We start from the raw sequence: 21,603 nt of genomic DNA, 5'->3' as shown, positions 1-21,603 counted from the left end.
TGCTGAGCCCACGAACGGACTTCGTCCGCCGAGCTGCCGAGCGAGCGTTTGTTGTCGCCCGCCTCGCGGGAGAGACTTGTCTTGCAGCAACCGGGGATACCGTCGTCGTCCTCGTCGTCGGGTGAACCGGTTTTCTCTGTACGGGAGCTCTTTTCTTCGCATGGCGAGGCGTCATTGCGACACCATCCTCAGCACCGCATCGACTTTCATCGACTCGATTGCCGTCAGATCGGGCGATGCGTCCTTGAGCTTGGCGGCAAGATCTTGCGCCTGCTCGAGCTGATTCGCTTTTACATAGCACGCGATCTGCTCGACAACCGCCTTGCGGTACGTCGCACGATCATCGGTCAACTCGGCGCATTCCGCGTACAGCTTCGCGGCCACCGCAAACAGCCCCCTGTCGCGCAACGAGGTAGCCTTGGTAAAGTAGCTGGAAGGATCGAATGCAGTCGGAGCCAAAGCGGGCTCGGGCTCAGGCTCGGGCTCAGGCTCAGGCTCGGGCTCGGGCTCGGGCTCGGGCTCGGGCTCAGGCTCAGGCTCAGGCTCAGGCTCAGGCTCAGGCTCAGGCTCAGGCTCAGGCTCAGGCTCAGGCTCAGGCTCAGGCTCAGGCTCAGGCTCAGGCTCAGGCTCAGGCTCAGAGGGCACGGTAGCATCCTGCTCGCAAACCGCAACAGCCTCTTCGAATTTTGGCTCGACCTCTTCTCCGCCGATCGACTCGCGCGAAATCCCCTCATCGGCGAATGTGCTTTCGTCAAATGCGGTGAACTCGTCGAAATCAGCTTCGCCATGCTCGACATCCAAGCGCTTGTTTTGTTCAAACGAATCGAATGGCTTTGCGAATTCAATGGGTTCGAACTGTTTGCAAGCGGCATCGTGTGCAGGTGGAGCAGATGCCACTACCTGCGAAGACGACACTTCAGGATCCTCGGAAGCCGTGCTGCGCACCGAAACGCGACGATACTCTTTTGATGGAGCCGCTTCTTTTCTGCGGCGAGCATTCAGGATGGCCAATACCGCAAAGTACACCGCCAAGGGAACGACGAGGCATGCCGCCGCAAGAGCGGGGGCCAACCACTGCTGAGAAGATATCACCGAAAGTCCGACGAACAAGACAACGAGAACGAGTAAGGACGCAAACGCACAGAGCGTTGCCCGCAGCTGCGCCCTTGTTCCACTTTGTTTGAAGCCCATGACCGCTCCAGCGATAACCACAATGGCCATCAACCCGATCCCAAGCCAAGATCCTTGCACGTCAGCGTTCCCGTCTAACAAACACTTCCGATCGCACGAGGCCTATCCTCGTGCTAATTCGATGTGAGAGCATTATATATTACCGTATCGCTTAATGTTAAAAACATCTCAATTAGCTTTCGTAATACATTTTTCTGCATATCACCTGCGCTGTTTTAACGCAAGAAGGACGAGAAAACGCAGCGGGAGCACACGGCTCCCGCTACATAGTCGATATGGATGGCTGGTGCGCTTGCGCCATCGAGCGGCACTACCCCGCTACGCGTTGGCCATGCCCTCTTTGAAGTCGACGATCTTCTGACGAGCCTCGTCGCTGCCCGTACCGAGCATCTGCACAGCAAGGATCGCCGCGTTCTTCGCGCCGTTGATGGCAACGCAGGCAACCGGCACGCCCGAGGGCATCTGCACCATCGAAAGCAGGGAATCGAGCCCGCCGAGATCGCTCGTCTTCATGGGAACGGTAATAACTGGATTCGGCGTATATGCGGCAACGACGCCGCCCAGATGCGCAGCCTTGCCGGCAGCAGCGACGATCACGCGAATGCCGCGCTCGACAGCCGTCGACGCCCACTCGTGCACCTCGGCCGGCCTGCGATGGGCGCTTGCCACTTTCACCTCGTAAGAAACGCCGAACTCTTCGAGCTGTTTCATGCACGGCTCCATGGCAGGCATATCGCTTTCAGACCCCATGATGATGCCGACGAGCGGCGCGCTGTTCTCAGCTGACATTCGAACTCCTTTTCGCGGTGGTGTCGATTTTGCTTGATACGGTTAGTGTAGCGAATGGCGATGGCGGACGCCACGGTTTTACAAATCCGCTCAATACGAAAAGCATGCGTCCGCAGAAAAGGGCTCCGCACAATCCGCAACTTCGCCTGTGCGCCTATCGCAGGCAACGGGCACGAGCGCGGGTATGAGCTATAATGGGCTGCGGGAGAGGATCACGTTTCAGGTGGTGTCGGGGAATGCAAATAGAATCTTTATCGCTTTTTCTTGCCGTAGTGGAATCAAAATCGCTTACGAAAGCTTCTAAGCAGTTTTGCATCACGCCCCAAGGGGCCAGTGCGTCGATTCGAACGCTCGAAAAGCAACTCGACACCCAGCTCTTTGTGCACAGCAGCGGCGGTGCGCTCGAACCAACAAAGGAAGGCCTTGAGCTTGCCAAAGAAGCTGAACGTGTTGTCGGCGCGTATCGAAGCCTGCAGACAGTAGCAGCAATGCAGAAAAGCGGCCGCGGTCGATGGGCGCAGCTGCATGTCGTCGTATCCCCTTTCGTTCATCAATCCATTGCTTTCCTTATCGAAGAATACGTCCTTCGCGTTGATCCGGAACTCCGCACCAGCATCGAGGTGCAAAGTTCGTTTGAAATCGCCAAGCAGTTCGATAAAGCCGATGACAATACGCTATATCTTATCGATCTGCCCCTTGAACTCAAGCCGTTCGAGAACAGCTACCCAGCCGATTTCATCAAGAAAGTCGTTTTCGATAGAGACTACTTCAAGCCCTTCCTCCTCTCCTCGTTTAGGTTGATCTGCTCCGATAATAGCGCCTACGCAAAAAGAGCTTCCGTAAAATGGAGCGAGATCGAAACGGAAAAACTTGCCTGCCACAACGACTCGTTCCTTCTGGGTGTTATCGGCCAACAAACGAACTCCGGAGAAGCCGTCCAACCGGGATTGATGACGATGGATCCCGATATACTCGACACCGCCGTAAACGAGTACGGGATGGTGGGACTCTGCAGCTCTCTACCCGAACCGCTACGCATGCAGTGCCAAAAAGCCATCAACGGCAAAACCATTCCTTTGGAACCGAAAATATCACACGTTGCTGGTATTCTCGGAGCTTCGCACAACGAGCAGGCCGGCAAGCTCTTCGACTATGTTCAACGATCCCTGCGGCAATCTTTTCCAACATACGTCGAAGAAAACGATCCCGCCCTTTTCTTCAAGATCAACCGCCCGGCATTCAACAAAAAGCGACCCCGGAAATAATTCTACGCAGCGTTTTTAGCTTTCTTTATCTGGTCAGGCATCTCAATCGTTTCTTTACGGAAAGCGCAAACAAGCTTTTATTCTCACGAAATCTTTTGTCGATTACCTTGTCTGTATACCGGCTTTTCGGGTTGCTAGCGCCTATCAAAAGCGGGTGGTTTTGGGCAGGGATAAACAGGAGGACCCGATGAAAGCTAATAACGAATTCAAATCTCCAAAAGAGAATCGCTCGACCCTATCGCGACGTCAGCTCCTGCTTGGTATGGGCATAGGGGCAACAGCGCTTGCGACGGGCATGATTGGCTGCACCGCCAGCGGCAACCCCTCAAAAGATCTCGAATCGAACGCTGAAGACGGTGCAATCGCGCTAAAGGAGCCAACCCAAACAATTGATACAGACGTGGTCGTCGTAGGAAGCGGAATGGGTGGAATGTCGGCAGCGGTCACGGCGGCTGAAGAAGGGGCGAACGCTTTGCTTCTTGAAAAGCAAAGCGTCCTCGGCGGTGGCACCAATTTCGCGGAAGGAGTGTTCGGCATGGGCTCCGACCTCCAGAAGGAGGCAGGAGTAAACGGCAGTCTGTCTGATCTTCTGGCGATCGAACTCGAATTCCAACGATACATCGTCGACTACACCCTCTGGGATTTTGTCGTTAATGGTGCCGAAGAAAATCTTGCTTGGCTCATGGACCACGGTGTCAAATTCGTCGAACTTGGACAAGGACCCTACGCAGGCATAAGAACGCAGCACATTTACGAAGATCATCGGGGAAGCACCATGATCGCAAAGCTTGAAGAGGCAGCGCGCTCAATCGGGGTCGAAATCAGAACCGACACTCCCGTCACGCATCTACTTATGGATGGCGACACCGTAGTGGGCGTTCAAGCCGAAAATGGAAAGGATGTTCTCAACATTAATGCAAAAGCAGTAATTCTCGCTACGGGCAGTGCCGGATCAAACAACGAGCTTTTTGATAATCACACCTCCCGCACATCGGAAAAGTACATGTGGTGCGGAGCCCCAGGGCTCGATGGCGACGGCATCAGGATGGCGGGCGAAGCCGGCATGGGAAAACCCTACCGATTGATGGCGCCTCTCGTTGGCACAACAGTAGAACCCCTTGGAGTGGCTTCGCAGCTCGCCGCGCTTGCAGCCATGAACCCCTATGCTCTCTGGGTAAATCAAGACGGGAAAAGGTTCATGAACGAATGGCTTGTCCGCACGGCGATTTATGCCCCGAATGCAATCGAGAGCCAGCACAAAGCTTTTTCGATCCTCGATCAAGCTTTGTTCGATCGACTGGTTGAAAAAGGCGATCCCAATGTCGGATGGGGCTATTACGTATACAAAGACGCTCCCCTCCCCGACGCTCCCAAAGAACTCGACCAAGAGCTCAGCCGAGAAAGCGAGAACGTTTTCAAGGCTGATAGCATTGCCGATTTAGCAAGCTTGCTGGGTATCGAACCAACAGCGCTCGAGAAGACCGTCCAAGACTACAACAAGCTCGTTGATGCGAAAGAGGATCCTGCTCTTGGCAAAAAAGCCGAGTATCTCACCGACAAGATCGAGACAGGTCCGTTTTACGGCTTTAGGGTCAAGGGCGCTAAGGTGAACATGTTCGGCGGCATCCATATCAACAGCAATGCGGAAGTGGTAAAGGAAGACGAAACCCCTATCGCCGGACTCTATGCTGCCGGCGTCGAATGCGGAGGTTTCCAAGGCGAAACCTACGGGATAACCGTGCCTTCATCGTGTCAAGGAATATCACTTGCCACGGGAAGAAGAAGCGCCCAAAGCGCAGCAGCTTACGCAAAGCGATAGTAGCCAGATGGGCTGAATCGCTTGCACGCGATTCGCAAAAGCGGGCTCCGGGCATTACACCGGAGCCCGCTTTTCAAAACAATTCTTTCACGCGTTTCCTAGTTGTCCTTTCCAAGTTTCTTGAAAACAAGCACGAATGCGATTGCACAGACGGCGATCCACCCGAACATCACGGCAAGCGCAACGAGCGCGTCGGATGTAAACAGCCTGCCTTCCTGCAGCATGACCATAAGATCGTACATGCCACCGCAGGGCGAATAGCTCGCGATCGTCTCGAAGCTCTCCCCGAACATGCTGAACATGGGCAGCAGGGCGAGCACGATGATCGGCAGCGCATACACCCCCGAACTCACCATATCGCGCGAGACGAGACCGAGCACAAGCGAGAGCAGCACGATCGAAAGGGATCCGAAAAACGCAATCGCTATGTAGGGGGCGAGCAGGGAGACATCGACTCCGATAACGAAGAAGCACACGACGTCGACGATCACGATAACCGCCAGCGACACGAACACCTTCGCTATCATAACCTGACCCGCGCTCACGTTTGCCAGCATAAGCGTGCGCAGCGTATGCTTTTCCTTCTCTTCGGAAAGCGCATAGAGAATGGTCATCGCGCAGATCATGCCGACCGCGAAGCACGGTGCCGTACCGATCAGGAAGCTGTTCATCTCTGCTTCCGCCTCAGAAGGAACGTTAGCGAACATGACGTAGCGGTACAACAGCATGAACCCGATCGGCATAAGGGCGCATACGGCAATTGCGGGGTTTCTCACCAAATCCTTGGCGTCTTTGATCGACAATGCGCCGATTTTGCGAAGTGCTGCGTTCATTATTCGAACTCCTTTCCGGTCAGGCGGAGAAATACGTCGTTCAGGCTCGGCTCTTCGGAATGGATCGACAGAACCTTTCCGCTCTCAAGCGCCTCAGCAATGATAACGGCTCCGGCGGCATCTTTGGTCGTTTCCCTTATCGACTTGTCGTTCATGACGATGCGCACCTTGTTCTGCGCAAAACGCTGCTTCAAGGCTTCGGGCGTGTCGCACGCGACAAGGTGACCGTTGTCGAGAATCCCCACGCGATCGCACAAGCTTTCCGCTTCGGTCATATCGTGCGTCGTAAGGAAGATCGTCGTTTTCTGGTCGTGCAGATCCTTGAGCATGCGGTGCACCTCAAGGCGAGCCGCAGGATCGAGACCGCTTGTCGGCTCGTCGAGAAATAAAAGCTCGGGATTGTGGATGAGCGCCGCGAGCAACGTCGCGCGTTGGCGCATCCCCTTCGAGCACTTCTTCACGAGCGTTTTGCGATCATCGGTGAGACCCACCCGCTCAAGCAGCGGCGCGATGGCGGATTCCGACACGCCGCGCACCTTTGCATAGAACCTGAGGTTGTCCTCGATGGACATGCGCTCGTACAAGCTGCTCGTATCGGAGAGAATGCCGATACGCTCGTAATCGGCGTCGTGGGCGTTTTCGATCGGGCGGCTGAACAGCTCCACCGTTCCAGAATCCTTCGTCAATTGACGGGTCAAAAGCTTGATGGTCGTGGTCTTGCCGGCGCCCGAGGGGCCAAGAAACCCGAACGTTTCGCCGCGGTGCACCTCGAAGGTGAGGTTGTCGAGTACGCGCTTATCTTTGAAGGACAGGTGCACGCGGTCCATCGAGAGCAGCCGTGTCAGCATGGGTGTCATCTCTTTCTCCTTTTCGTCGGACGGTCGATCGGCCGTCGTGGTTTGGCTTGGTGCAGTTATCCCACGCCGCCTTGCGCACGACAATGCATAACGCCTGACAGGAGAACGGATAACGACGAAAGGAGCACTGGGAGGGACGAAAAGAGCACACGTACGGACCACGCTGCATACGGCGGCCGGCCGCATCGCGGATGCGGTTCAATCCAACCGGCAATTCTTCCATGCCGCTGTTTTCGAAGGATAAATGCGAATCGCAGGAAAAAGCTAATTGCAGAGAAGACGAGAAAGCCCGTCGATCGACTCGGCGATATATGTTGCTTTGCTTTCGACAAGCTCTTCGCGCGAGCCATAACCGTAAAGCACGCCGATGGAATCGATTCCGTTCGATCGTGCGCCAACCATGTCATGGCTCCGATCGCCCACCATAACGAACTTCGCTCGATCGGTCTCGGCGAAATGAGCGACAACACCGGCAACAACGTCGGCTTTCGCGGTACGCGTACCGTCCAGCTCGCTACCGAGGGCGAAGTCGAAGTATCCATCGAGGTCAAAATGCTCAAGGATGCGCAGCGCATACACCGTAGGCTTCGAGGTGGCCAATGCCACGCTAATTCCCGCCTCCTTGAGCGAGGCGAGTAGTTTTTCCACCCCAGGGTAAACCGTGTTTTCGTACAGGCCCTTATCGGCGAAGCGCTCACGATACCGAGCTATGGCAAGATCGGCGTTTTCGTCGCTCATGCCATAAAAATCTTGAAAGGAGCTTTTCAGGGGAGGTCCGATGAACGATCGCAGCTTGGAGCGGTCGCATTCCTCAATCCCGAAGGAGGCGAGGGCATAGCGAATGGACTTCGTTATGCCCTCCTCGGGATCGGTGAGCGTCCCGTCCAAATCGAGCAGAACGTACTCGTACTTCACAAATGCCTCCTCGATCAATCGTTTTACGCGATCTCGATCACGCGGCCCTCATGGCGCGCGTCCGCCTCGGGAAAGCCTTCGGCAGGATATCCCAGGATGCAGTTTCCGATTCCCACATAGCCCTCAGGGATGCCGAGCTCATCGTACAAAGCCCGGCCTTCTTCCCCCCTCGAACTGCTCCTTCGCACGATGCACCCAGCACGATCCCAGGCCTTCCGCTCGAGCAGCGAGCATAAGCGTTGCCATGGTGAGGCTCCCATCTTGCACGCAGGTACCCGCCTCTGCTTTTGCAAGCACCGCCAAAACAACAGGAGCGCCGTAGAACGGATCGTCCTCCTGGCCGCGAACCGCTGCGTTCAAAGCCGACATCCTGTCGCGCACCTCCTTGTCGCTCACCGCAACCACGATGGTCGACTGCATGCCGTTGCCGCTAGCGGCGTAAAGCCCCGCGTTGCATACCTTGCGCACAGCGTCAGCGGAAACCTGCTTATCGGAGTAAGACCTGATAGACCTGCGACCCAAAATCGCTTCAAACGCTTCCATCCGTACTTCCTTTCATATACCCGAGAGCCGGATCAAAACCCGACGCTCGACGAACAGCAATAAACGTACATATTACGGCTGATCGGCTTCTGCGGCCTCAAGGGTCCTCTGCTTGCGCAGTACGCCGTTCAACCCAACCGACACGACAACGCCGAACGCGAAGAACGCCGGAGCCATGAGCAAACCCACCGTAAGGCCGAAACTCGCACCTACAAGCGCAACCGAGTAGGGCGAAATGATAGAGCCGATCCTCCCGACGTTGAACGTCGTGCCGGATCCGTAAGCCCTTGTACGCTCGGGATAAGCCTCTGCGAAAAGAATCGAATTGAGGCAGCCGCAGCCGCCTTGGCCAAAGTACAGCAACGGCCCGAGTATAAGCAGGTAGTCGCCGCCCGGCAGCGCTATGTAAGCCAAGAGCGCCACCGCCGAAAGCGCATACGCTGCAACCATAGCCTTGCCCGAACCGATCTTCGAACCTATAACACCCCAAATGAGGTATCCCGCCAAGCCACCGACGTAGTTCAGCATCGAGAAGTTCGTCATCTGGCTTACGTCGAAGCCACGATCGGTCATGAGCCAAGACGGAATCCACGTGTTCATCGCCCAACAAGCAGCCATGTTGCTGAAGCTGGCTAAAATGGCGAACAGCGTGATCCATTTGTAATTACCCACAAGGATCTCATTGAGCTTGATCTTCTCGACGTTTTTGGACGTTTTCGCCTGGAAGGCAGGAGCCAGATGCCGATCATCGGGAATGGCGAACTGAGCGACAAGGGCAACCACGAGCGAAAAACCAGCGGTAACGAATATCCACCTGAAGTCGGCAACGAGCATCAGCTTGCCCATGAGGCTTGCGACGATACCCGCGATCGGGAACGTAGAAAACGTTACGCCCGTGATTTTCGCACGGTGGCCGGGAGTCCAGTGCTGCCAGATGAGGGCATGGATAGGACCCATGATGCCGCCGATGCCCATTCCTGTGAAAACGCGCAGAGCAAACCACGCCGGAAAACTGGATACGAAGACAACGGCGAGCGATCCGACGCCGATCCAAGCGGTACATACCACAAGGCAAAGCTTGTTGCCTCGGTTCGACGCAAAGCGCCCCAAAAACACGCTGCCGATAACGGCTCCGAGCATTGTCGCTGACGAGAGCAATCCGCCTTGAGCCGTCGTCATGTTCAGATCGCCGAGAATGCTCTGCATCGTGATTCCCAGAATGTACATGTCGTAGGAATCGAAGAAGTACGCTGCGGCGCAGCAAGCAACAACCGCCCAACGTGCTTTCGTTCCGGGAGACCCCTTTGCGATGTAAAACGCATCGTTTTTCATGCTACCCTCCCATTTCCTATTTTGGGAGTGCGGACGGGATCGAGCCCGTCGCACATTTGTCGATCCATACCGGCAAAAGTCGGCGGCGCGCTACGGTACCCATTGCCCGCTCCCGCGCTGCCGCCGACTAAAACGGCAAGCTTATTTCTCGGCGCTTTCAGCAGCTTCGAAGCTCTCCTGAGAATCGAGGCTCTCCTGCTTCTTCACGAAGCGGTTGAGACCGAAGCCGAACAGGCCGCCCACCGCGTAGAACACCGGAACGGTAGCCAAACCGGCAGTGAGTCCGAGAGCGGTGCCGATGATGGCGGTGGTATAAGGCGAGATGATAGAGCCAACACGACCAACGTTGAAGCAGGTACCAGCACCATACGCCCTGATAAGACGAGGGAATGCAGCAGCGAAGGTGATGGAGCACATAACATTAACAGCCTGGCAGAAGTACACGACAGGACCCCAGTAGAATAGCAGATCGGTGCCAGGCATGATAATGTAGACGACCATAGCTGCCGCAGTTGCGAAGTAGCCTACGATAAGCGACTTGGGGTTGGTGATTTTCTTTCCCAGCCAAGACCAGAAGAAGTACCCCACAAAACCGCCGAGGTAGTTGACCATGGAGAAGTTAGCCATGATATCTGTGGTCAGACCGCGCTCGTTCATGAGCCAAGAGGGCAGCCAGGTGCCGAGCGCCCAGACGCCCGCCATGTTCATGAAGCTCACAATGATGGCGAAAATGGTAACGAACTTGAGGTTTCCCTCGAAGATGGAGCCGAAGCCGACGCTTTCGCCCTTCTTTGCCTGAGCGGCAACCTGTTCGGCGCTGAGCTTGTCGCTCGGAACGAGAAGCACGAGCAGCGCAGGAATGATGACAAGACCGCAAACAAGCCAAACCATCGTATAGTCAGCCGCGAACATCTTAGTGACAAACGACGCCGAAAGGCCTGCGATCGGGAAGCTCGAGAGGATGAACGCCGTAGCGGTATTCTGATGCTTGCCCACCCAATGGTCAGCGGCGATCGTGACCACCGGGCCAAGCTGCGCGCCGTATGCCAGGCCGTTGATGAACCTGATGACGAGCCATGCATTGTAGTCGGCAATCTGCGAGCATGCGATGCAGCAAAGGCCGATGACCACGCCGGAAGCGATGATCACGTTGCGGCTTCCCCACGTAGAAGCAAGACGGCCTGCGAGAACGCAGCCGATCACTGCGCCGAACATTAGAATAGACGAGAGCATACCGCCAGCTGCCGCGTCGATACCCATAACCTCGCGCACGGGAACCATCGTAAGCCCCATGGCGAACGAAGAGTAATTGCCGAACAGATAGAGCAAGAAGCATGTCACGAGAACGAGCCAGCGCCACTTGCTCGGCGAAGCTGTTGTTTCATTTGAGGCCATTTCTAAACCCTTCCTTCATTGTTTGTATTTCATGGCATGCGGGCAACGCACTGCGTGAGGGAGCATTCCCCTGCCCCTATCGCCTTGCCCGCATGGCAATGCCAAATCCATGACGCAAAAGACCGGTTTGCCCGTGCGAAGACCCGAGCGGCAGCCGTCAACCCCTTGCTCGAGGAAACGTCGCTTTGGGCAAAGGCGGCACCGGAATGGAAACCCTTTCGGGTTGAGCCGGATAGATGCGCATTCCCCCCAGTACAACCTCTCGGCAAGCGCGGACCCTCGTAGGCGAAGCTTCGCCGCTGCGCCACACTTTCGTAGCGCACGAGCAGCAATGACCCATACCCCCACAGGGAGTCTTCGCGGGATAACCAAGAGACTCCAGTGCCTGCGCAACCGGAATCCCCGCATCCACCTCCCGCTCGACGACAGTATCGTCCGAGCAGACGAGTACCGCTACTTTACCGAGTTCCGCTCGAGACACGCGATCCCCCGGACCTACCGGGCCTTAGGGGGTGCAGGCGGGGGCGGGACAAGCCCGCCCGGCTTCGGAACGAGATTCCCACCCTCAACATCGGCCTTGGTAAGACCGCATTTCGGGCAAACCTCGCCGTCCTTCGCTTCGATGGGATGCCCGCAGCGAGGGCACTTGATTTCAGCTGATGCCATTGCAGGTCTAAAACACATATTCGAACTCTCTTTCTTTCATTACTTCGGTTTTCATCAACAAGGATGCCCGCCCGCTTTGGCGACGGGCACCCTTGATTGGAATCGCATCGCTTGCAGGCTTAAGCTTTGCTCATCGGAAAGCTCCCGAGATTCAGGCACTCATCGGCATCAAACTTTTTGACGACGGCTTCGTAGCCCTTGCACTCAATACGCAGCTCATGGCTGCCAGCCACCTGACCGTCAAACCAGAAATCACCGTAGATGTCGGTAACCTGTTCGAAAACCGCTCCGTCGCTCTCGCGAACAAGCGTGACCTTGGCGTTTTCCAGACACTCGTCCAAATCGGGATCGTAAACATCGCCCGCATAGAAAAGTTTGGGGCGGTTGAGGTAGTACACGTGCGGCTTGGTGCCCAGCTCGGGCTTCATAACCTCGACGTTTTCTCCCTCGAGTTCCTCGGCGAACTCCTCGTATTCGCCGAAACGCAGGGCACCCGTCGTGCACACGTCGACGCAATGAGGTTTTTCGCCCGCATCGAGAAGATGGGCGCAACCCGTGCATTTCTGCGCAACTTCAAGCTCCTCGTTCCAGAACACCACACCGTAGGGGCATGCATCCACGATGGCCTTCTGACCCTTCGCAGCAACCGGGTCGATGATCACGAGGCCATCCTCGCGACGATACACTGCTCCGTTTTCGCCGGCCGCCATACACGGGGCATTCTCGCAGTGGTTGCAACGCGTCACGTGATAGTCGACGCGCACTTTCGGGGTCTGGCCGACCGTCTTCTCATCGACCTTTACCCAGAATTGACCCGTAAGCGGCTGCGGAAGCGAGATGGGGCTCCAATCGTTGCCGCAATGCTCGTCTTTGCAGGCGATCTGGCAGTTATGGCAACCGTTGCATTTCTGTTCGTCGATGACGAATACCTTCATTACTCTTCATCTCCTTCGATGACCCAATCGCTGATAACCATGCCCGTTGCAGCGTCGAACTTGCGCTCGAAGGCCTCGGGGTAACGAGCACGTAGCTCATCCATGTTTGCCTTCTTCAGACCGACCAAGAAGCCATTGGTAACTTCGCCAGCGCAGTGCTTGGAGGTCACGTTTGTCGGGCAGATGATGTTGTTCGCGCCGCCACGGTCGGCAACGCCGAACTCCAACGGATCGAGGCGAGCGCCATGATCCTGGTTGACCGCGCCCCTCATGATGCGCTCGGTAACGTACGCACCGCCGAGCACCATGCCGCGTTCGTTGTGGATCTCGACGATATCGCCGTCTTCGATACCCAGCTCGACAGCGTCGGCAGAGTTGATCCATACGGGTTCGTAAGGATAGCCGTCGTCGCCATGAACCTTGCTGGTTTCGATCTCCTGGAACCACGGAACGTCGTCCATGTTCGCATGCACGCGCCAGCGCGGATGGTTGGACATCATGACATAGGGGTAATCCTTCGCACGCGGGGAGAAGCGGCTTTCCTGATGCGACTCACCGTCGCCCATGTAGCGCGGATAGGGCAGGCGCTCTTCGTCGTCGGGGAAGTTATACGCCAACGACGGGGAGTAGATCTCGAGCAAACCCGACGGGGTGTCAAGCGGATTGTTCTGCGGATCGCGCCAGAAGGCATGCAAGCCGGGCTCGTCTTCTTCCCAATCCTCGGCAGTCGGGATGACGTAGTACTCGTTCTTGCGGAAGTCCTCGTAGCTCACGTTGTCGGCACAGCGAGATTTCTCCCAGCCGCGATAGATAAGGTCCTCGTAGGTAAGTCCTTCAGACAGTTCGTCGTAAACGCCGAGCTTCTTGGCAACCTCGAGCACGCATTCCCAGTCGCTCTTCGACTCGCCGATCGGCTCGATGGCCGGGGCTTCATAGAAGATGTGGTTGTAGAAGCCGTTCAGCAGGTCGTCGGCGAAGTCCTCTTCCTCGAACTTGGTATTGACGGGCAGAAGGATGTCGGCGAACAGGCAGTCGTTCTCGAACCAAGGATGCTGGGCCAGGATGAACTCTATCTTGGACGAGCGGGCAGCCTCGATCATCTCGTTGCCGCCGTTCCAGCACGTGGTCCAGCAGGGTGTGTCGGTCCAGATCATGTGGATGGGAGAAGCGCCCGGCACAGGGTACTGGTACTCGTCGAACTGGTCTGAGGCAGGCAGCGAGCAATGTGTGAAGCTGTGCCATTTCAGCGGATTCTCTTCAGACCAATCGCCGAGGATCGCCTTCGGAATAAGGGTTTTCGGGATGAAGGACTCGGGGATGAAGGCTTGATCGATACCGTGATAGCAGCCCTCGATGCTCGGAATAATCGAAGAACGCGGACCCGCATTGGTCGATTGCATGCCGAACAGCTGCCATTGGAAGTAGATGAACTGACCGGAACCGGGCTTGCCGAGACCCTGCATAGCCAAAAGCACAACCTCGAGACGGGCAGGCTCGTGCGAGTACGCAGAGCGGATGTAGCCGCCGCCGTTGCAGTGCGAGATTACCGTCACATGTGCGGCCCAATCGCGAGCAAACGCCTTGATGATACGGGCGGGCACACCGCAGATCTCTTCTGCCCATTTCGGGGTCTTGATCACATCGTCGATGCCGCCCATAACATAGGACTCGAACCACTCGAACCCGATCGAGTGCGTGTCGATATACTCGCGATCGTAGAGACCCTCGGTAATCCACGTGTAGGCGATAGCGCACTGAAGAGCGGAGTCGGTGTTGGGGAGAACGGGAATCCACTTGCCCGGATGCGCTGCCGCAGTGTAGTTGAAATCAGGCGATACGAATACGTTTTTAATGCCGAGTTTATCGAAATGGTAAGCGATGTGGCTTGCCGTCTGACCGCCCCAGCCCCAGCACATGGCCTCGGGATCGGAACCCCAGTACAGCATCATTTCGGAATGCTCGCAGATATCCTTGAGCATATTCACCTGGCGCTGCTGGCCCACAGGGAACTGGGCCCAAACATGTTTCGCACCCCAAACCCAGCCTTCCCAACTGTCGGGGGTGCGGATCTGCTGAGTGTAGTTGCCCAGCAACTGCAGCAGGTGCGTTTGGCAGCCGTGCGGACCGTGTATGCTCTTCGTCTCGCCATGGCCATCGCATTGCGCAAGGATAGCAGTCAGGCCGTATTGCGATTCCATGCGCCTGATCTCGTTTGCGATGATAGTCGTGGCCTCGTCCCAGCTGATGCGCACGAACTTTGAAATACCGCGGTTCTCGGCGTTGATCTTTTCGGGGTCTCCGCCGGGTTCCCAGTCGACGCGCTTCAACGGAAACGGAATGCGGTTGGGCGAATAGGCGCGCAGCTTGTATGCCAGCTCGAACGGGCACAGAAGCGATTCTTCCTTCGCGACCAGCGTATGGCCGCGAGCCTCGATTTTCCAGGGATTCTTTTCCATGGGATCGTAGGCATTCTTATAGTTGTAGTGGAACGGACGCGTACGTACGATCTTTCCGTCGAGAACGTCGACTTCGCAGGAATTCGACCCCTGGCCGAAGCTGTCGAAGCCAAGACCCTTGAGGACCGTTTTGTCCTTGATCTTGATGGGCTCGCTCATGCAGATTCTCCTCTCTCCTTGTCCTATGGCTCGCTTATAGATTCGGCGGGATTTCGCCCGTTCGAATCAGCTGTCCAGTAGCGGATTTTGATTATAGGAGGTTAGAATCTGCAACATTTGTTCTATGTTTTATCGACCATTAACGAGGGAAAACAAAAAATGTGTCCCATAATAAGACACATTTCGACGTTATCTATATGTCCCATTTTGATACATGTTCGATTGTGGGAAACCGAACCAAAATGACCGGTCGACGCTGAAATTGAATTACATAGTTGCTCCATCGAATGTACATTTATTTACAGACAATGCGGTATTCTTCCATTTTCCTGTAAAGCGTAGACCTGCTTATGCCTAAAACCCGCCCCGCTTCGCGAATGTTCCCGTTCGTGAACTCGAGGGCATGCTCTATCGCCTTTTGCTCGGCCTCTTTCAGGGTTAGCACCCGACTCCCATCGGTATCTGCGAGCCCGTTGGATGCACCCTCTTCTATGCTGAGCGGAAAATCTTCTGCCTCGATCGTCTGTTTCTCCGAAACGACGATTGCGTATTGCAGGATGTTTCGCAATTGGCGTACGTTACCCGGAAGCTGCGCTGCGAGCAAAACCTGCATGGCGCGAGAAGTAAGGCGCGGCGGAGCAACCCCGAGCCGCTCGCTTTCACGTTTTATCAGGTAGCCGATGAGCATGCGCTCATCATCGCGTCTTTCGCGCAGCGGTGGGATCGAAATCGATACCGACGAAAGCGTGATGGCCAAGTCGCTTCTCAGCTTGCCGGATCTGACGAGCTCTATCAAATCGATCTCGGACGTAGAAACGATCTGGGGCGATCCCAACGGCACGCGAACCGATCCCCCGACCCTGCAAAACGACTGCTCCTCTATCGCATTCAGAAGCGCGTGCTGAATCTTTGCGGGAATATCGCCGACATCGAGAATGATGAGCACGCCATCCTTCGCTTGCTCGAGGATGCCGACCTTTTCAGCGCCTCCCCCCAAACTCTCCTTGCCGAAAACCTCCTCTTCGAGGATGGACTCGGGTATACCCGAAAACGACAGCATCATAAGGGATTCGGGGCTCACCCCTCGCTTTGCAGCAATGATTTTGGCAAGCATGAGCTTCCCTACGCCCATCTCTCCGCTGATCAGAACATTCATACCTGTGGCAGCAGCTTGCTTTGCGAGCTTTTTCGCATTCGAAAGAGAAGCGCTCGATCCTACGAAATCATCGAATCTGGGTAAGTTCCACACGCCCTCGCGAAGCTCTCTGAAAGGGTATTCGTCCTTTTCTTTTTCGGTTGCCGTATCCAACGATCTGGTTTTGAGCCTTATCGTCCCCTCGATAGAAGAAGCCAGCGCCATAGACAGTCCGAGCATATAGGGCTGCGCATAGGAAAGACCCGTACCGACTTTGTTGTGCAGCGTGGTCATCGCCAATACGCCGATAAACTCCCCTTCGCCATCGCGAATGGGAACTGCCGTGGTCAAATGATCCTGCATGACAACACGGTAGTGCTCCGGCCCTACCAACTGAACAACATCTTGGTGCTTAACGCACAGGGAAACGGCGGAAGTACCCGTAACGTCTTCCCGCCACAAGCCGCCGACGCGCGTACCGAATTGCCGGTAATTATCGTTGGAGACATCGCCTTCGAACAAGTAGAGAACCACGCCTTCGCTATCGGCATAGAACACCGAGGTGACCACTTTTCTCAAAACGCCGCGGAAAGACTCTATGACCTCGTCCACCACCGCAATGGTATCGGCGTTTTCAGCAAGTCGTTTTGACAGCTCTTCGTAATCGATTCCCTCGGAATTCGTCGAAGCGTACGGATCGACGCCGGCATTGCGCGACGCAACCCACAAAACCGCGACCTCCGGCTCAACGCTTGGCGTTTTGAACAGGCTCTCACCCATCCTGACCAACTCATCCTTGTTCGCTCTGATTTTAGCGAGATACGATGATTTTTCTTTGTCAGACGAAAGTGCATTCAAACGCGAGTTCACAATGCTCATCCCGAGCGCCCCCTTTTTCGCGAACTAACACGATGCCGCATTTTACAGCATCGCGGTTGCCCATCGCGAGCAATTGCTTGACAAGCTCGGCTACGCAACCTACTAAGGCGCCGCGCGGAGCGGCCGCCAAGACGGGCATGCGATTTTCGATACAGCTGATGAAATCTTGAATGCCTCGGGCAGCAATCGATGCCGCCCTACGACTGCCGCACGCGAACCCGAGCGCAACCCGTTGTAGATCTTGCATTAGGCACCTCCCGGCGCGCGCATCGATACTGCATGTCAGGTTTTTCACGCAATCGTGCAACATGTGTGCGCGTTTCTCCGTATTATGGTTGAAAGGAGTTCCTGATATGGATGAAACGAACGTTGCCCGCACGCGCATGTGGGCACCAGCCACAATCAAACCAGAATGCCATAGCTCTCGTCCGAAGCAACGTGAAAGGGATTACGTGCAGGCATGCTGCATCAACATCGAGCGCGCCGTTGAGCAGTGGGGCGATACCGTTTTTCGGCTTGCGCTCTGCCGTGTCGGCAATCGCGCCGATGCCGAAGATGTTGTGCAGACCGTATTCATGAAGCTATGCCAAAGCACCAAGCCCATCAAGGATAGCGAGCATCTGAAGGCGTGGCTTTTGCGGGTCACGCTCACCTGCTGCGCCGACGTACATCGTAACCCTTGGAAAACGCGTCAGGCAACAGGCGAGGAAACGCAGATCGCCCTCGAGAACGCTTCGATCGAACGCGACAGCATCGCATTCTGCGATGCCGACAGCACCTCGAACGAAGCCTTCGTCAGAACCATGGTTGCGGCCCTTCCCGAACGGCAACGCATTGCCGTGCATCTTCACTATTTCGAGGGCTATTCGACCAACGAAATCGCACAAATCACCGACGAGAACCCAGCAACGGTGCGTTCGCACCTTCATCGTGCACGGGCCTCGCTCAAGCTTAAGATGGGGGGCACCAATGAATGAGAACGAGTTTTGGACAGCGTACGCAGATTCCCAAAAGCGCGTTACGCTCACCGAAGACCAGAAACGTACGATAGCCGCCGCAGCCGGACAACATCCGCGCGAGCGAAACACAGCGCCCTCGGCAGCCGCCGAGCACAATGCGCAAACGAAGCCGGCTGCAGTACCGCCCGCGGCAAGGCAGCACCGCTCTTTGGGGCGCATCGCGCTGCCCGCAGCGGCCTGCCTTGCTGCCATTGCGCTCGCAGTCGGCCTCGTAACCAGCTTCGATACCGGTGGCCCGTTCGGCATCTTCAACGCAACGCCCGACTTCACCGTGCAGGCCTACGCGGCTGACAGCGATTCCATCCTCGAGATGGGCACCGAGAATCAGATCGTTTTCAGCCGCTCCGCCGACGCCCACGGAATCGGCAGCAAAGAAGCCTACCTTGCGGAAGGGTATTACACGGGATGCCTGTTTCGCGTCGGGGGTGAGGGACTCACGCGCATCCAGGCATCGGTATCGACCGGCGCGCTCTACCGCTCCACCCAGGAAACCGTCACCGCAGGAGAAAACCCCGAGCGTTGGGCTGAGCTCGTTTCATGGAAGCCTACCGCGCGCGGGCTCGGCGAGTACTACGACGAATACGACTACGTGAGCATCGTCGGATCGCCTGACGCTCTGGCAAAAGACGATCCTGCGAAGCAGTGGAGCGTCGAACTCACCAAAAAACTCGGTTCCACCATCGACGTGGCAATGGACGATAGCTCTTCGTCGTGCAGTTTCGGATTCTGGACCAACGAAGACTACGGCGGCAATGGCGACGGCATGGAAGCCACGGATGCGATCATCGACCTCTTCGACGGCGCAACGCTCACCATCACCGCAACATTCGAAGACGGTCACACCACCACGCAGGTCATCGAACTGCACGCCGCCGACGTCAAGGCATCCATGCAGCAGAGCGAAGACGGCCTATGGGAGCTCTCCCTCACGCCCGAAATAGTCGATCCGAGCGGCCTTCAGCAATACACCGACTACGTGCACACGCTCTACGGCACCGTAGAGAAGACAAGCCACGAGCCCTTCCCCGAATCGCTCGAGAACGCCAACGAGTACGAGGGCGCGGCGAGCGATCCACTGCCCTTCGAACGGCAGGACCTTTTGAGGCCCCTCGGAGACGACGTCGTTATCGGCGAGCAGGATATCCACGCCGCAACCGACAGCATCCCGTTCACGGCCGACATGGGAACCTCGTTTACGCTCACCGACCTGCAAATGCTCTCGCGCAGCACTCAGCTGCCCGACGGCATCACGCTTGACGATCTTCGCAGCGGCATGCACAGCTGGGAATACTACAACCGCGTTGTCAGCCAGATCGACGGCTATACGATCGACGAGAACGGTACCATCACGGGCGAATCCGAAGGTTTCTCCTGGGTGGTTATGGAGGCGACCATAGCCAATGCCGGCGCAAAGGCCACCGAGATGACGGGCGACGGGGGCTTTTACGGGGAATACGCCGTGATCGATGACGAAGGCCATGTATCGACCGCTCTTGCGCGCTCGTTTGCCCTCACAAACGGCGGATGGGACGCCCCGAACGCCGCCGTATACCGAGACTTCACCCTCGAACCCGGTGAAACGACCACCGTGCGCTGGCTCGCCATCGTGCCCGATGTCGTGCTCGACGACCCGAGCCTATTCTTCCTCGCCTATGCCGACAACACCGGCGTTCCTTCGGAAGGCACGCTCAGCGGCATGGAGCTCGCATTGACGAACGAGTAAGCGAACTCAGCTGCCAAATCGATAGCAACCGCAGATGGAAAACACCGCGAGAGAAAGAACAGAACCGCCCGCCGCCCGCCAGGCGACGGGCGGTTCCCATGTGCCCGAAAGAACGAAAGAACGAGCGCGCCCTATGCGGATGCGAACCCGTCTTCCAGCGTCTCGCCGACGAACCGTTTGTCCATCGCGAGGAAGGCCTTGAGCGCACAGCCCAATCGGGCGTAGACGCCCGATGCGTCCTTTTCGGCAAGGCGCTCGCAAAACGAAGGCAGCCAATCCGTCAGATGCGCTGCAATAAAATCGCCTTGGGAGGCAAGGATCCGCCTCGTTTCGTCATCCTCTTCGCTCTCGAAAGCATCGAACGCACGAGTGCTCAGGTGCGCGAGGAAATCGAGCATCATGGATACATGGTCCTCGGGAAAATGACCGTATTCGACAGCGGCAAACCCGTATTCGGCGTAACGGTTGCGCACGTCGAGCGTGCTTTCCTGAAAGAGCATGACCTCCTTGCCGATGTACGGAGACTCCCACGGGTAAACGTACGATTCGCCGGGCACGAGGAACAAGCGCGTAAACGCGGACTTCAGCGAGTCGACGTATTCGCCATCGTCTGCTTTCTCGCCGAGCAAGGCGAGCAGCTCGGCAGCCTTCGCAAGCTCGTCGGCGGACGCCTCGGCGCCGCCGCCCCCATCGACTCCTACGCCACCGGCTTGCGTTCGAACAGCATCGGCAAAGTAGCGAAATGCCTCGACGGTCTTTGCCGAGCCGATCGTAGCAAGCTCCTCGCTCGTCGGCTCCGCGCCGAACACAATGTGAAATATTCGATACAGGTAGGCTCTGTTGGCGAGACGCATTCCCAGGGCCTCGATCATCTGCTCTTCCATGTTCATCCTCCTCCAGCCGCCATACCGCACAGCGGCGCTCCTTCATCGTGCCAGCAGTGTACCAATACATGCGAGCGCGCGCTTTTGCGCTTCGTTCCCCGCGCCTTGACTCGGGAGAACGCGGAAAGGTAAACGAAGGGCCCGGGATCTTTCGTTCGATGAATCCCGGGCCCTTTTCAGCCGTATGAGCCTTCAGCCAAACGGCAAGGCTTCAAGCCCTTCGCTCCTACCAGTTGACTTCTACGTAGTTCGTGTCGTTCGCCGCGTCCTTTGCCTTGATGAGAAGGCTCGGCGCCGTGGTATCGGCAGAAGGAAGAACGGCGACCTCGCTCACAAGATCGGCACCGTACTTCGCCTTCAACTCGTCGAAGTCGCCGAAATCGAGCGCGCGATTCGGGCAGCCGGCAACGCAAGCGGGCTGTCCGCCGGCTTCGCGGATGGCATAGCAGCCGTCGCACTTGCCGGCCTTGCCGCTCGGCAGGATCTGCGGAATGCCGTAGGGGCACGCCGTTGTGCACGAAGCCTCGCCCGTGCACACCTCCTGATCGATGATCACGGTGCCGTCGTCGGCACGGTAGATCGCCCCCGTCGGACAGGCGGCCATGCACGCCGGAGCGCCGCAGTGGTTGCAGCTCGCGGAGTAGCTGTATCCCGAAACGCTCGGGAAGCTTCCAACCGAAAAGGTCTTTGCGTATCGGAAAACGGTTCCGACATCCAGACGGTTCTTATCCTTACATGCAACCTGGCATGCGCGGCAGCCCGTGCACCGGGTCATATCGAAGTAAAATCCAACAGACATCTCTATCAA

At 56.7% G+C, this 21,603-nt stretch carries 18 protein-coding genes; 4 read left to right on the top strand and 14 right to left on the bottom strand.

Annotated features, from left to right (window positions below; all coding sequences use genetic code 11):
• Positions 1-171: 171 nt before the first annotated feature.
• Both MWL89_RS00555 and purE read right to left on the bottom strand, forming a co-directional pair.
• Entirely contained in the window at positions 172-1,221 is a 1,050-nt protein-coding gene (locus MWL89_RS00555) for a hypothetical protein (RefSeq protein ID WP_244387566.1), read from the bottom strand.
• Positions 1,222-1,509: 288 nt separating this feature from the next.
• Positions 1,510-1,980 carry a 5-(carboxyamino)imidazole ribonucleotide mutase gene (gene purE / locus MWL89_RS00550; protein WP_244387565.1) on the bottom strand — a complete coding sequence of 157 codons (471 nt, stop codon included), beginning with the start codon at positions 1,978-1,980 and terminating at the stop codon, positions 1,510-1,512.
• Between the two features lie 236 nt (positions 1,981-2,216).
• On the opposite strand from purE, the gene MWL89_RS00545 reads away from it, so the two are divergent.
• Both MWL89_RS00545 and MWL89_RS00540 read left to right on the top strand, forming a co-directional pair.
• A complete protein-coding gene (locus MWL89_RS00545; RefSeq protein WP_244387563.1) occupies positions 2,217-3,245 on the top strand; it encodes a LysR family transcriptional regulator in 1,029 nt (342 codons plus the stop codon).
• A gap of 187 nt (positions 3,246-3,432) precedes the next feature.
• The gene (locus MWL89_RS00540) at positions 3,433-5,064 is read left to right on the top strand and encodes an FAD-dependent oxidoreductase (protein WP_244387561.1); all 1,632 of its coding nucleotides are present in this window, start codon (positions 3,433-3,435) and stop codon (positions 5,062-5,064) included.
• Positions 5,065-5,162: 98 nt separating this feature from the next.
• Here the strand turns inward: MWL89_RS00540 and MWL89_RS00535 are convergent, their stop codons facing one another.
• The 10 genes from MWL89_RS00535 to MWL89_RS00495 all read right to left on the bottom strand — a co-directional run bounded on the left by MWL89_RS00535 (position 5,163) and on the right by MWL89_RS00495 (position 17,169).
• Entirely contained in the window at positions 5,163-5,897 is a 735-nt protein-coding gene (locus MWL89_RS00535) for an ABC transporter permease (RefSeq protein WP_244387559.1), read from the bottom strand.
• On the bottom strand, positions 5,897-6,754 hold the full coding sequence (locus tag MWL89_RS00530) for an ABC transporter ATP-binding protein (protein WP_244387557.1): 858 nt from the start codon (positions 6,752-6,754) through the stop codon (positions 5,897-5,899). The genes MWL89_RS00535 and MWL89_RS00530 overlap by 1 nt, the downstream gene beginning before the upstream one ends.
• Positions 6,755-7,018: 264 nt before the next feature.
• Positions 7,019-7,669, bottom strand: a complete 651-nt coding sequence (locus MWL89_RS00525) for an HAD hydrolase-like protein (protein ID WP_244387555.1) — start codon at positions 7,667-7,669, stop codon at positions 7,019-7,021.
• Positions 7,670-7,692: 23 nt separating this feature from the next.
• Complete coding sequence (locus tag MWL89_RS16265; protein ID WP_279611943.1) at positions 7,693-7,818, bottom strand: hypothetical protein; 126 nt, start codon at positions 7,816-7,818, stop codon at positions 7,693-7,695.
• Positions 7,808-8,212 (bottom strand): nitroreductase family protein, encoded by a 405-nt coding sequence (locus MWL89_RS00520; RefSeq protein WP_244387553.1) that lies wholly within the window; start codon positions 8,210-8,212, stop codon positions 7,808-7,810. The genes MWL89_RS16265 and MWL89_RS00520 overlap by 11 nt, the downstream gene beginning before the upstream one ends.
• 72 nt (positions 8,213-8,284) lie before the next feature.
• Entirely contained in the window at positions 8,285-9,544 is a 1,260-nt protein-coding gene (locus MWL89_RS00515) for an MFS transporter (RefSeq protein WP_244387551.1), read from the bottom strand.
• A gap of 141 nt (positions 9,545-9,685) precedes the next feature.
• On the bottom strand, positions 9,686-10,939 hold the full coding sequence (locus tag MWL89_RS00510) for an MFS transporter (protein ID WP_244387549.1): 1,254 nt from the start codon (positions 10,937-10,939) through the stop codon (positions 9,686-9,688).
• A gap of 785 nt (positions 10,940-11,724) precedes the next feature.
• Positions 11,725-12,540 (bottom strand): 4Fe-4S dicluster domain-containing protein, encoded by an 816-nt coding sequence (locus MWL89_RS00505; RefSeq protein ID WP_244387548.1) that lies wholly within the window; start codon positions 12,538-12,540, stop codon positions 11,725-11,727.
• On the bottom strand, positions 12,540-15,155 hold the full coding sequence (locus MWL89_RS00500; RefSeq protein WP_102379421.1) for a molybdopterin-dependent oxidoreductase: 2,616 nt from the start codon (positions 15,153-15,155) through the stop codon (positions 12,540-12,542). The genes MWL89_RS00505 and MWL89_RS00500 overlap by 1 nt, the downstream gene beginning before the upstream one ends.
• Before the next feature lie 295 nt (positions 15,156-15,450).
• Positions 15,451-17,169, bottom strand: a complete 1,719-nt coding sequence (locus MWL89_RS00495; RefSeq protein ID WP_244387547.1) for a sigma-54-dependent Fis family transcriptional regulator — start codon at positions 17,167-17,169, stop codon at positions 15,451-15,453.
• A 353-nt stretch (positions 17,170-17,522) separates the two neighbouring features.
• Between MWL89_RS00495 and MWL89_RS00490 the strand changes: the two genes are divergently transcribed.
• Entirely contained in the window at positions 17,523-18,146 is a 624-nt protein-coding gene (locus tag MWL89_RS00490) for an RNA polymerase sigma factor (RefSeq protein WP_244387546.1), read from the top strand.
• Positions 18,139-19,911, top strand: a complete 1,773-nt coding sequence (locus MWL89_RS00485; RefSeq protein WP_244387545.1) for a hypothetical protein — start codon at positions 18,139-18,141, stop codon at positions 19,909-19,911. The genes MWL89_RS00490 and MWL89_RS00485 overlap by 8 nt, the downstream gene beginning before the upstream one ends.
• Positions 19,912-20,042: 131 nt before the next feature.
• Here MWL89_RS00485 and MWL89_RS00480 read toward each other — a convergent pair whose 3' ends face one another.
• Positions 20,043-20,795, bottom strand: coding sequence for a TorD/DmsD family molecular chaperone (locus tag MWL89_RS00480; protein WP_244387544.1), 753 nt, complete (start codon positions 20,793-20,795; stop codon positions 20,043-20,045).
• Positions 20,796-21,021: 226 nt separating this feature from the next.
• Positions 21,022-21,594 carry a 4Fe-4S dicluster domain-containing protein gene (locus MWL89_RS00475; protein ID WP_102379426.1) on the bottom strand — a complete coding sequence of 191 codons (573 nt, stop codon included), beginning with the start codon at positions 21,592-21,594 and terminating at the stop codon, positions 21,022-21,024.
• Positions 21,595-21,603 lie beyond the last annotated feature (9 nt).

The sequence above is a fragment of the Raoultibacter timonensis genome (assembly GCF_022845715.1).
Classification (GTDB): domain Bacteria; phylum Actinomycetota; class Coriobacteriia; order Coriobacteriales; family Eggerthellaceae; genus Raoultibacter; species Raoultibacter timonensis.
The sequence above is the reverse complement of the archived record's forward strand: the minus strand, read 5'-3'. Positions and strand labels throughout refer to the sequence as shown.